Annotated in this window: 13 protein-coding genes; 2 read left to right on the top strand and 11 right to left on the bottom strand. The window is 64.9% G+C overall.

What is annotated here, in order from left to right:
* The first annotated feature begins 114 nt into the window (after positions 1-114).
* Complete coding sequence (locus tag RhoFasB10_RS04660) at positions 115-1929, top strand: BNR repeat-containing protein (RefSeq protein WP_167675294.1); 1815 nt, start codon at positions 115-117, stop codon at positions 1927-1929.
* A 60-nt stretch (positions 1930-1989) separates the two neighbouring features.
* On the opposite strand, the gene RhoFasB10_RS04655 is transcribed toward RhoFasB10_RS04660, so the two are convergent.
* The 3 genes from RhoFasB10_RS04655 to RhoFasB10_RS04645 all read right to left on the bottom strand — a co-directional run bounded on the left by RhoFasB10_RS04655 (position 1990) and on the right by RhoFasB10_RS04645 (position 4466).
* Positions 1990-3261 carry a hypothetical protein gene (locus RhoFasB10_RS04655; protein ID WP_167675292.1) on the bottom strand — a complete coding sequence of 424 codons (1272 nt, stop codon included), beginning with the start codon at positions 3259-3261 and terminating at the stop codon, positions 1990-1992.
* A 28-nt stretch (positions 3262-3289) separates the two neighbouring features.
* Positions 3290-3679, bottom strand: a complete 390-nt coding sequence (locus RhoFasB10_RS04650) for a hypothetical protein (protein ID WP_167675290.1) — start codon at positions 3677-3679, stop codon at positions 3290-3292.
* A gap of 343 nt (positions 3680-4022) precedes the next feature.
* Positions 4023-4466 (bottom strand): MerR family transcriptional regulator, encoded by a 444-nt coding sequence (locus RhoFasB10_RS04645; protein WP_068425793.1) that lies wholly within the window; start codon positions 4464-4466, stop codon positions 4023-4025.
* A 14-nt stretch (positions 4467-4480) separates the two neighbouring features.
* Here RhoFasB10_RS04645 and RhoFasB10_RS04640 point away from each other — a divergent pair, with 14 nt between their 5' ends.
* Entirely contained in the window at positions 4481-5761 is a 1281-nt protein-coding gene (locus RhoFasB10_RS04640; protein ID WP_167675288.1) for a hypothetical protein, read from the top strand.
* Positions 5762-5801: 40 nt separating this feature from the next.
* On the opposite strand, the gene RhoFasB10_RS04635 is transcribed toward RhoFasB10_RS04640, so the two are convergent.
* From RhoFasB10_RS04635 to RhoFasB10_RS04600, 8 genes are read right to left on the bottom strand one after another with little or no spacing between them, the layout of a single operon-like run.
* Entirely contained in the window at positions 5802-6524 is a 723-nt protein-coding gene (locus RhoFasB10_RS04635) for a GAF domain-containing protein (protein WP_346764351.1), read from the bottom strand.
* On the bottom strand, positions 6514-7086 hold the full coding sequence (locus RhoFasB10_RS04630) for a hypothetical protein (RefSeq protein WP_068425784.1): 573 nt from the start codon (positions 7084-7086) through the stop codon (positions 6514-6516). Before RhoFasB10_RS04630 ends, RhoFasB10_RS04635 begins: the two co-directional genes overlap by 11 nt.
* Positions 7083-7676 (bottom strand): DUF6286 domain-containing protein, encoded by a 594-nt coding sequence (locus tag RhoFasB10_RS04625; protein WP_167675286.1) that lies wholly within the window; start codon positions 7674-7676, stop codon positions 7083-7085. Before RhoFasB10_RS04625 ends, RhoFasB10_RS04630 begins: the two co-directional genes overlap by 4 nt.
* Entirely contained in the window at positions 7673-8128 is a 456-nt protein-coding gene (locus RhoFasB10_RS04620; protein WP_167675284.1) for an Asp23/Gls24 family envelope stress response protein, read from the bottom strand. Before RhoFasB10_RS04620 ends, RhoFasB10_RS04625 begins: the two co-directional genes overlap by 4 nt.
* Entirely contained in the window at positions 8121-8300 is a 180-nt protein-coding gene (locus RhoFasB10_RS04615; RefSeq protein WP_068425778.1) for a DUF2273 domain-containing protein, read from the bottom strand. The genes RhoFasB10_RS04620 and RhoFasB10_RS04615 overlap by 8 nt, the downstream gene beginning before the upstream one ends.
* Positions 8301-8346: 46 nt before the next feature.
* Complete coding sequence (locus RhoFasB10_RS04610) at positions 8347-8640, bottom strand: hypothetical protein (RefSeq protein WP_068425774.1); 294 nt, start codon at positions 8638-8640, stop codon at positions 8347-8349.
* The gene (locus RhoFasB10_RS04605) at positions 8637-8975 is read right to left on the bottom strand and encodes an Asp23/Gls24 family envelope stress response protein (protein ID WP_240930873.1); all 339 of its coding nucleotides are present in this window, start codon (positions 8973-8975) and stop codon (positions 8637-8639) included. Before RhoFasB10_RS04605 ends, RhoFasB10_RS04610 begins: the two co-directional genes overlap by 4 nt.
* Positions 8972-9454, bottom strand: a complete 483-nt coding sequence (locus RhoFasB10_RS04600; RefSeq protein WP_068426286.1) for an Asp23/Gls24 family envelope stress response protein — start codon at positions 9452-9454, stop codon at positions 8972-8974. The genes RhoFasB10_RS04605 and RhoFasB10_RS04600 overlap by 4 nt, the downstream gene beginning before the upstream one ends.
* Between the last annotated feature and the right edge of the window lie 139 nt (positions 9455-9593).

Genomic DNA, 9593 nt, shown 5'->3' with positions numbered 1-9593 from the left:
TCTCCTTCGAGTAGCTGGTGCGTGGTCAGAGACCATCAGCTTCGTTGGAGACCCGCCCTCGTTGGCGGTGCCACACGGGTGATGAATTTCAGTGAGCGTCAGTGATGAATTTCGATGAGCGCCGTCACTCCGACGCTGAACTACCTTCCACTGCCGGGTCGCCTGCGCGGTAGCTCTGGATACAACGCTCGCTCGTACAACCAGGACTCGGTCACCACCGACTCGCAGGGCAACCTCTACGCCGTGTGGGTCGCCCAGGGTGGCCGGATCATCATCGGCAAGCGAAGCGCCCGGTTCGGTACCTGGTCCACGATCGACACCAGCACCATCCCGAACGCACCGATGGGCAACTTCGTCAACGAGGACAGCCACAACACCATCTCGATCATCGCCGACGCCCAGGACCGTATTCACGTGTGCGGCAACATGCACGGCGAGGCCCTGAAGTACATGATCTCCACCAACCCTCGTGACATCACCACGTGGACGCAGGTCACAGCCATGGTCGGCGGTGCAACCGAGGCGCAGGTGACGTACCTCCGGTTCATGCTGCACCCGGACGGCGAGCTGTTCATCCACTACCGCGAGGGCGCATCAGGCGCGGGTGACACCTACCTCAACAAGTACGTCGGCTCGGTCGGTGCCATCGGTGCGTTCACGCGAGTACTCAAGCTCAGCGACGGCAAGACGTACAGCGAGAACGCCTACGAGAACCGCACGGTGATCGACCGCGCCGGAACCATTCACATCGTCTACACCTGGCGACAGTCGTCCGCGCCGAGCTTCAACGCCAACAACGACCTGTACTACCTCCGGTCGACCGACAAGGGTGCGACGTGGAAGACCGTCGCTGGGGCGACGATCACCATGCCACTGCTGCACTCGGACGTAACCGCTCGCATTCTGGATACACCGGACCTGGACTCGGGAATTATCAACCAGGCGGGTCTCGACGTCGACACGCTCGGTCGCCCTCACATCGCGATCAGCCTTGCGGACGGCTCGACACCGGATCGGAATGTCCACCACCTGTGGTGGAACGGCACGACCTGGGTCAACGAGCAGGTCAGTGACCTCAGGAACGGCATGGGCTGGTACGCGCGCCCCATGCGCGCAGCGATCGTGTGCACCGACGACGGGCGCGTGCTGGTCTTCTACTCATCGATGATCATCTCGCCGGGTACTGCGGGCGTGATTCCGGCGAAGACAGCCGGGTCGTTCCGAATGGTCGACGTTACTGACGGCCAGCTAGCCGACGCGCCGATCGCATTGCTCGATGGCCGCAAAGCTGAGATGACAATCGACCAGCGTGCACTCCGCGAACGCGGACTGATTCGGATGCTGTTGACAGCGTGCAACGGCGAGCTGACGCAGACCACCGCCGACAAGAACGCGTTGGAGTACTGGCACGACGACAACTGGGCGGCGCAGTGGGGCGGAATCCTCACCATCGACGCTTTACAGGTCGGCGCTCTCTCGCGGCGTGAAACGCCGCTACCCAGGATTCGGACCATCGCACAGACCTCGGTATCCGAAGATCTCGTCGTCTCAGCGACGACGCTCGGAATCGTGGCCGGCGTTCAACCGATAGTGACACCGCAGGAGATGCGCGGAAAGCAACTGTTCGTGCGGATCACAGGCCGAGGCAAGGTCTCGGCCGCGGGCACGACCCTCACCTTGCAGTATCGGGCGGACCAGCAGAACTCACTCGGTGGAACCAACGGCAGCGGCGAGAACGGCGCAAGTCTGCCGTTCACTGGCACGTCGACTGCACTCCGGTCGACACCGTGGATCCCCTTCGGTATCGGTCCGATCACCGGGGCAGACATGCTGGTGCGACTGTTCGCCGCAGCGGTCGGCGGGGGTACTGGCACCATCTCCGGTGCCGTGCTTGAGGTCGGCGTACTCGACGGACCGATCAGCTACTAGACGATGTTGCTGGACGCGTACTCGACTGTGCACTCATCGCTGCACAGTCGAGATGTTGCGTCATCGCGCAGGACTTTTCCACAGTTCGCGCACTGCCCCTGGCGCAGTTTCGCTTCGGCGAGCATCTGACGGATCTTCTGGATCATGGTCGGCCTTTCGGGTTGAGACGGCGATGCCCACTGCGAGCCAGACGACGAACGCCGAACTGGGCCACGCGAGGACGTCGAAGATGAAGAACTGCACGAGCCACACGGCAAGCACCACGCGGGCGGCTCCACGATCTCGGCGGATAGCTGCCACCAGTAGGCCGGTAATTAGCAGTGTGCCAGCCAAGCCGTACTGAATGAACAGCAGGAGAAACTGGTTGTCGATCGCGATGAAGCGATCGGATTGCAACAGGCCAGCGTTCTGCAGTCGGGGCGTCGACGCACTCCCGTCGCCGAAGATCATTGTCGCGAAGTCGCGGATGCTGGTCAGGCGGGGGACGACCTCGATCGCACCGGCCCGGTGCGAGTAGGAGCCACTGTCGAACAGGTCGGCGATCTTCTGCTGCCCGAGGATGACGGCGATGACGGCGACCGGTATCCCGAACACCACGGCGCGTCCGACCATCACGTTCCACGAGGCCGCACCCCACAGCACGACGAGCAGGCCGACGAGCAGGATGACGGCGTTCCGGCTGCCCGTTGCGAGGATGCCGGCACCGAGCACAGCGACGAGCGCGACCTTGACGGGATTGCTCCGAACCGCATCCGTGGCGATAACCAGGGTGACAGCGGTCAGCGCGAGAGCCGCCAGCACCAAAGGGTGGCCCATCGTTCCCTGCGCACGGTCGAAGCCGTCGAGCAGTTCGGAACGCAGCGCGACCGATTCGCCGTCCGGGAGGACACGCGCACCACGCCACAGCGGGTCCGGCTCGGCGAATGCTTCGTAGACGGCATAAACGCACTGAACGAGCGCGAGCCCGATGACCCACTGGAACAATGGCCTGACGACGTCGTGCTGCACCGTCGATGCACCGAGGATGGACCCTGCGGCGGCGATGCCCACCATCGCGCCGAGCGAAAGCCACTGGTACGAATCATCGGCTCGCAGGTTGGCGACGCAGCCGACGACGAGGAACGCGACACCGGCAACACCCGCGCGCGGGTTCAGCGTCGTCCCGCCGTCCTTGATGAGCACGCCGAATGTGACGGCAGCAATCAAGGCGAGCACCGGTAGGCGCAGGACCGTGTCGCTCCCCGTGAGCCGCAGTACCGGGATGGCGGTCAGGATTACCAGCACGGCAGCGACAGCAGCCAGGGTCAGCGTCGCGCTTCGTTGTCGTTCCACTCCCGCATTGTGCCGCACGGCAGCATCATCAGCCGAGCATGAAGGTCGATCCCTTGTTCAGCTCGAACCCGGAACGAACGCCGAGTTCGCGAGACGGGACGGAAACGGTGTAGCTGCCCGCTTGGTCGATGGTGGGCAGGATGAACGGCATCGCGCACGTGTCCTCGACCTCGATCCCTGCGAGGAGCTGCGTCGTCCATTGCGGCCCGTCTTCGGCCGAGACGGTCACCGGAGTTCCAGCCCGGAAGTCGCTACCCGATGGTAAGCACTGATCGTCGCGGCTCGTGTACGCGGTGACGACTATCGCCGAGTTGACCGGGTCCGGCTCGACTTCGTCCCACGGGTACAGAAAGTACATGCCGAGGCATGCGACCACGATCGCTCCGAGGGCGATTGGTTCATGGTTCCAGCGGGACATGCAGAGCATTCTGCCTCACTCTAACGGGGACATAACGCGAGTAGTGCACTCTCCCAGGGCGCTTAAACGCGGACTTAGCGGGACGGCGGACCGCGTCAGGCATTGTGACTGCATTGCTGCGCCGATAAGGAGGGACGGTTCCAGTGCTGGCCCGATGCCGCGCACCGGTCGCGTTTGCGAGGCGGGTGCGGTCTAGGTCGCTTATCGGCGCGTAGTGGTGGAACAACTTCTGAGCCACTCAGTCAAACGTTTGAATCCTAGGCTCGAACAAGCAAAATCCCCGTTTATGCTGTTCAATCCTTGCATGCGTAACCGACTGCCGAGCCGATCGCGTAGCACCGATCTACGCTTCCTCCTCCTTGCTGCCGTCGTGGGCCTCACCGCGGGAGCGCTCGTCGTCTTCCTGCTGTGACGACGGTCGCGGCGACCACACGCCCACGGCCGTGCCGTGGTTCACGTGGTCGGCGTAGATCGCGACTTTGGTGCGGATGACGTCCAAATTCTCCCGGAGCGTGGCGATCTTCTGTTCGATCGCGGCCTCGTGCGCGCGCAGGATCTGCAGCCGATCTGCTTCGTTGCCGGGGCCGCTACGCACCAGCTCGGCGAATTGCCTGATCGTCGCGACCGGCATCCCTGACTCGCGAAACCTGTTGATCAGCAACAACCAATTGATGTCGCTGGCGTCGTACATCCTGTGTTTGGACCCGGCCCGCTTGATCGGACGCAACAACAGGCCTTCACGTTCGAAGTGGCGCAGGGCATGCACGCTCAGGCCGCTCGTCGTCACCTATTCTTTCGATCGTGTCCAGTAATGCGGCTCGACGACTCCTCGCCCTGCTCACCGTGTTCGCAGGCGCATTCGTTGCTGCAGTCACGCTGACGACATCCGTGCCACGCAACTTCGCGTTCGTTGCAGGCGGTGACCGACTCGACGTGTTCTTGGGCAGTGCCGCATCCGCCGCTGCACTCGGCAGCGTCGTGGCTGTCGTGACCACGCTCGCGGTGAGGCGGGCTCGGTGGGCACTGGCGTCGATAGCTCTCGGCGTCGCGCTGGTCGTGGCGTCTTCGGCCGGCGGTGATCTGTGGGCGCTGCACCCGCGCGCAGCAGCTGCCGGGCTGATTCTCGGTGGAGCAGCGGCATTGTCAGGTGCAGGCGACCGCCGAACTGCGCGGTGCTCACTGGTGCTCGGGCTTCTTGTCGGCGTGACCCTGGCTGCGCCCATCGTCGACGTTCCACTGCGCTACGCCGAGTACGAGTACGTGGCGGAGCCCGCGCCCCAGACGTACTACTGGATCATCGTCGGTGTACTCGCACTGCTGGTGGCAGCGGCTGCGTGGGTATCGCCATTCGGAGCGATCGAAACGGCGCAAGCGCGCATGCGAATACTGCTGGTGGGCATCATTGTTCCTCTGGTAGGGCTGGTTCTCTACTGGCTGTTCGTCCGTGCGGTGGATTCACTCGGCGCGGACGGAACAATGCAGAACCGTTGGCTGCTAGGGCTTCTGGTCGTGCCGCTGCTTGTCGGGGCGGCGTTCACTCTCCCTCGGAGAACGGGCTCGATCGTTCTCGTGGCACTGGCGTTCATCGCAGCGTCGTCGACAAGCTCGCTGGAGGCATCGGCGACAGGTGTGTTCGTGGTCTGCCTGCTCGTCGGCTTCGTGATCGGTATGAAGTGGCGGTTGCCTCTTGCGGCGTTGGGGGTTCTGGCGGTTGTTGCCGCGACGGGGGTTTTCGCGGGTTCACAACTCGACGCGATCACTACGGTTGCAGTCTCCGCCGTACTTCCTCTGGCCGCGGGAGTGGCGTTCGCGTCGCTGTTGCCGACCGAATCGTCGGTCGCAGTGATCGCCGCGACGACGCCGGTGGTGGTGACCGTTCCGATCATCGTCGAATTTGGTTGGACGGCATACACGCCGCTGACCAGGATCCAACCCAGCTATTCTCCGAGCATCTGGGAATGGGCCTCGACGGCCGTTTCGGTGATGTCGATCGTCGTAGCGGGTGCGGGTCTTGTGCTTCTGCGTAGGCGCGAGACGGAAAAGCCGACCCAGCCGCCATCCGGTTCCGTCGCAGGGGACTGAAGGAATGTGGCGTGACGTTGATCGTGCCTCGGGTCGATGCTTAGTCGAAGATGCGTTCGCGCACTATCCAGGCCAAGTCCTGCAGAAGCTGCACGTGACCTGTGGTCCACTGCCGGGGCTGTTGATCCCAGACGCAGAGTGTCCCGACGGCGTGGCCATCGTCGTCGGACAACGGGATTCCGAGGTAGGACACCATCAGCTCGCCTGTGACGGCTGCGTGATTGTTGTAATTGGGGTCGAGTCGCGCGTCCTCGACGACCACCGTTTCCCCGGCGTTGACGACGTACTTGCACATCGACAGCTCCAGCGGGATGTCGCGCGCACCGTCGAGCTCGGACGGTAGCCCAATCGCGCTCTTGAAGAACTGGCGTTCGTCGGTCAACAGTGAGATCGCTGCGCCAGGCGCCGACAACGCATCCGACGCCATCGCGGCGAGTCGGTCGTATCGCTCCTCGACGTCGGTGTCGAGCAACCCCGTGGCCTCGACGGCGCGCAAGCGCTCGGGATCGTGGATGGCGGTACCGGCCAGAGACGGGTCGGAGGAACCGTCCTTACCGCTGTCGAAATTGGATTGCAGGTGGCGTAGCAGCTGCCCGACGTCCGATTCCTCGTCGGCTTTCAGCGCCTCGACCAGCCGAGCCACTACAGCACGCCGAATGAAGGTGTCCACCGTTTCACCGGCTTTCTCGGCCTGCTCGGCGAGAAGCTGATTCAGGCGGGCGTCGAAGCCCGCAACGGGCACAGCGCGAGACTCAGTGGACACGGCGATCCCGTGCCGGTGGTGGGAGGCGCAACAGGATTCGCGTCGACGCGCGGGTGTCGTCGAGCGAGAGTGCGATGTCCCGAGTCGTGTCGGCCAGGACCGGGGCGGTCTGAGCGAGGGCCGACGGGGAGGGTTCGAGGGTGGCAGTCAATTCGACGACACGCTCTCCTCGATCGGAACGCGTTGTACCGCGCGCACTTCGGACGTGATCGGACGCGGCCAGGGCGTCGGCTGCGCATCGCGCGATGGTGTCGACGTCGACCGACAACTGTCCGGCCTGATCACCCGTCGACGACACCGAAAGGCGACCGACACGTCGACCGGGTCGATGCGCGAACAACCACCGAAGCCCGACAAGGACGAGGACGACGGCACCGGCTCCGAGAGCCCACGGCCACCACGTCGCCTGAATCGTGTTCTCGGCGAACGGAACATCGATGCGCTGGCGCGTCTCCGGCAGGTAACCCCACTGCCATGCCGCTGCCCCTGCGCCGACGGCGATCAAGGCCAGGCCCACGAGCGCCACTGCGATACGGTCGAACGCTATGGTTGCGCGGTTCATGAGCGGGTCCTTCCTGTGGAGGCCGAGACGGTGACCTTCGGTGGCTTCGTCAACGAGGACAACGCGTCGTCGACGGCCGTCTTTGCTTGCTTTTGCAATGCGGCACAGTCGGTTCCGGGGTGGGCCGTCAGTGCCACCGAGACCTTGCGTCGCGTCGCCCGAACCCGGGTCGACGTCACCGCGGGCATATCGACGACGGCCGCGTGCGCGAGCGCCGGGAGGTCGCGACGGCGAAGCCACACACCCGGAATCGAGGTCGCGACATACGGGCGACGACGCGGCGCGACGGCTGCAACAAGAAGTACGACGCCGAGCACGGCGACACCGATGCCGGCAGGCGCCATCCAATTCTGCGCGGTGAGTCCGTCGAGCCAGAGCAGGCCGGCGTCGATCCACCTGTCGCCGGTCAGAGCGCCCGCGGCGATGAGGGCATCGCGGCCTGCGATCACCCCGGCCGCGACGACGGCCAGAGCCAACAGGACCGCGACCGCAGCCGCGGCACCACTGCCGAGCGGCTTCTTCTCCGCGACAGGCGGATCCGAAACCGGATGTGTCGCGCTGTCTTTCGAGATCGTTGTCGGAGCGGTCATTGCACTCTCCTGGTCTGCCGCGTCGAAGAATCGGACGCAGCCGCGACTGCTTCTGCGGTGACGACGAGGACGGTGACGTCGACCGTGTCGACCGTCAGTGCCGTGTAACGGGCGAGGTCCGCGGCGACGCTGTCCTGGATCTGCGCAGCGGTTCGCGCCGTGGGTGCCGGCCACACGATGGCCACATCCAGCGATGCGCGGATGTGGTCTCCTCGAATCGTGACCTCGACGCGCGGCAGACCGCGGCCGGTCAGTTTCGACAAGCCTGTCGACTTCGCGACGACGTGCGGCACCGCGAGCGCCGCCTTGCGTGCGATGGTCTCGGCAACCGAATCCCGGATGGTCAGCGCACCGCGATCATCCGGTTCCCGCAACGCCGTCGTCGGCGAATCGGTGACGGGCGCACCGGAAGGCGCGACGCCACCGTCCAGGGTGGTGGTCGTGTCAGCCACGGCCACGGCCCCGCAGGATCGACTGAAGATCGACCTCGCCGTCGCGGTAGCTGCCGTAGAGGTAGCCACCGGCCCCGAGAAGCAGTGCGAGAAGGAAACCGGTGAAACCGCCCGCGGCAGCCGCAATCGCGATCAACAAACCTGCCAGAAGTCCGATCGTCGACGTTCTCATGTGGTCTCCACGTGTAAGGAATGAATTGTTTTGTCCGACAGAGCGTTCAGCGCCGTGTCGGCTTGGACGAGCCGGTGAGGCGACGCCGGACCTTGCGGCGTACGGCGTCGATCGTGCGGCGCCACGCCCGACGCCGTAGGGCGCGGCGAGACATGCCCTGCACCGCTGCTGCACTCGTGGCCGGGCGCGATATCTGCCGGCGATCGAGTTCGGCGAGCAGACGGATGTACGTGTCGGGGTCGCCGCCGCGATCAGGGTGGTGAGTGCGGGCGATCTCGCGGCGCGCTGCTTTCAGTGCAGCAGCACGCCGCTGTTCGGCCGACCTCTCCTGACCTGTCACGAATTCGCCACCTCGACGACGTCCTCGACGGTGATGTGCACGGGGCCGTCGGCGACGGCGTGTACTGCGCGACGCACGGCGTCGGCCGTCTCGCGTACGGGCGCACCGGCCAGCAGCGAGATGTGTATGTCGATCCCGTTGTGGTCCAACCGGATTCCGGCGACGCGGCGACCGGGCAGATAAGTCGCCACTTCTCCGAACATGCCGCCGTGCAGACCCGCGACGCCGTCGGTGGCCGTCACGGTGCGGGCGAGTGCCTCGGACAGGTCGACGTCGCCGCCGTCCCCGCCCGTGTCGGGGCGGGGACGGCCGGTGTCGCTGTCACCCGATGTCATTGGACGCGAACAGTTGCCGCTTCGTCGGTGTCGTCGCTGCCGTCGTCGAGGAAGACGTCGTGGACGGTGATGTTGACCTCGGTGACCTCGAGGCCGGTCATCCGCTCGACCGCGGTGATGACGTTGCGACGGATTCCGGCGGCCAGGTCGGCGATGGAGACGCCGTACTCGGCGACGATGTCGATGTCGACGGCTGCCTGCCGCTCACCGACCTCGACCGACACGCCCTGGGACTGGTTGACGCGTGCACCCGGGATGCGCTCGCGCAGCGCACCGATGGCCCGGACAGCTCCGCCGCCCACATCGTGCACACCCTGGACCTCGCGGGTGGCGATGCCGGCGATCTTGGAGACGACCGTGTCCGCGATGGTGGTGCGGCCGTCCGAGCTGACCAATGCCGAATCGGAGACCGGCTTGGGGCTCGTCTTCGTGGTGGTTGCGGGGGCCGTGCCGGTGGGTGCTGCTTGCGTGGTGGTCATCGTCCATATCCCTTCGTTCGATTGTGTGTTCTTCGGTGATTGGTCGTGGCGACTCGTGGAAAGCGCACGTCCGATATACGTGTTCTGGATCACACTGGTGAAGGCCGAAAACCCGGGATGTTTGGACGGAACAACCCAG

This window comes from Rhodococcus sp. B10 (genome assembly GCF_011770055.1).
Lineage (GTDB): Bacteria > Actinomycetota > Actinomycetes > Mycobacteriales > Mycobacteriaceae > Rhodococcoides > Rhodococcoides kyotonensis_B.
The sequence above is the reverse complement of the archived record's forward strand: the minus strand, read 5'-3'. Positions and strand labels throughout refer to the sequence as shown.

Coding starts and splice junctions, on each gene's coding strand:
- RhoFasB10_RS04660 (WP_167675294.1), top strand. CDS start 115: ATGAGCGCCGTCACTCCGACGCTGAACTACCTTCCACTGCCGGGTCGC.
- RhoFasB10_RS04650 (WP_167675290.1), bottom strand. CDS start 3,679: ATGTCCCGCTGGAACCATGAACCAATCGCCCTCGGAGCGATCGTGGTC.
- RhoFasB10_RS04630 (WP_068425784.1), bottom strand. CDS start 7,086: ATGAACCGCGCAACCATAGCGTTCGACCGTATCGCAGTGGCGCTCGTG.
- RhoFasB10_RS04625 (WP_167675286.1), bottom strand. CDS start 7,676: ATGACCGCTCCGACAACGATCTCGAAAGACAGCGCGACACATCCGGTT.
- RhoFasB10_RS04615 (WP_068425778.1), bottom strand. CDS start 8,300: ATGAGAACGTCGACGATCGGACTTCTGGCAGGTTTGTTGATCGCGATT.
- RhoFasB10_RS04605 (WP_240930873.1), bottom strand. CDS start 8,975: ATGACATCGGGTGACAGCGACACCGGCCGTCCCCGCCCCGACACGGGC.
- RhoFasB10_RS04600 (WP_068426286.1), bottom strand. CDS start 9,454: ATGACCACCACGCAAGCAGCACCCACCGGCACGGCCCCCGCAACCACC.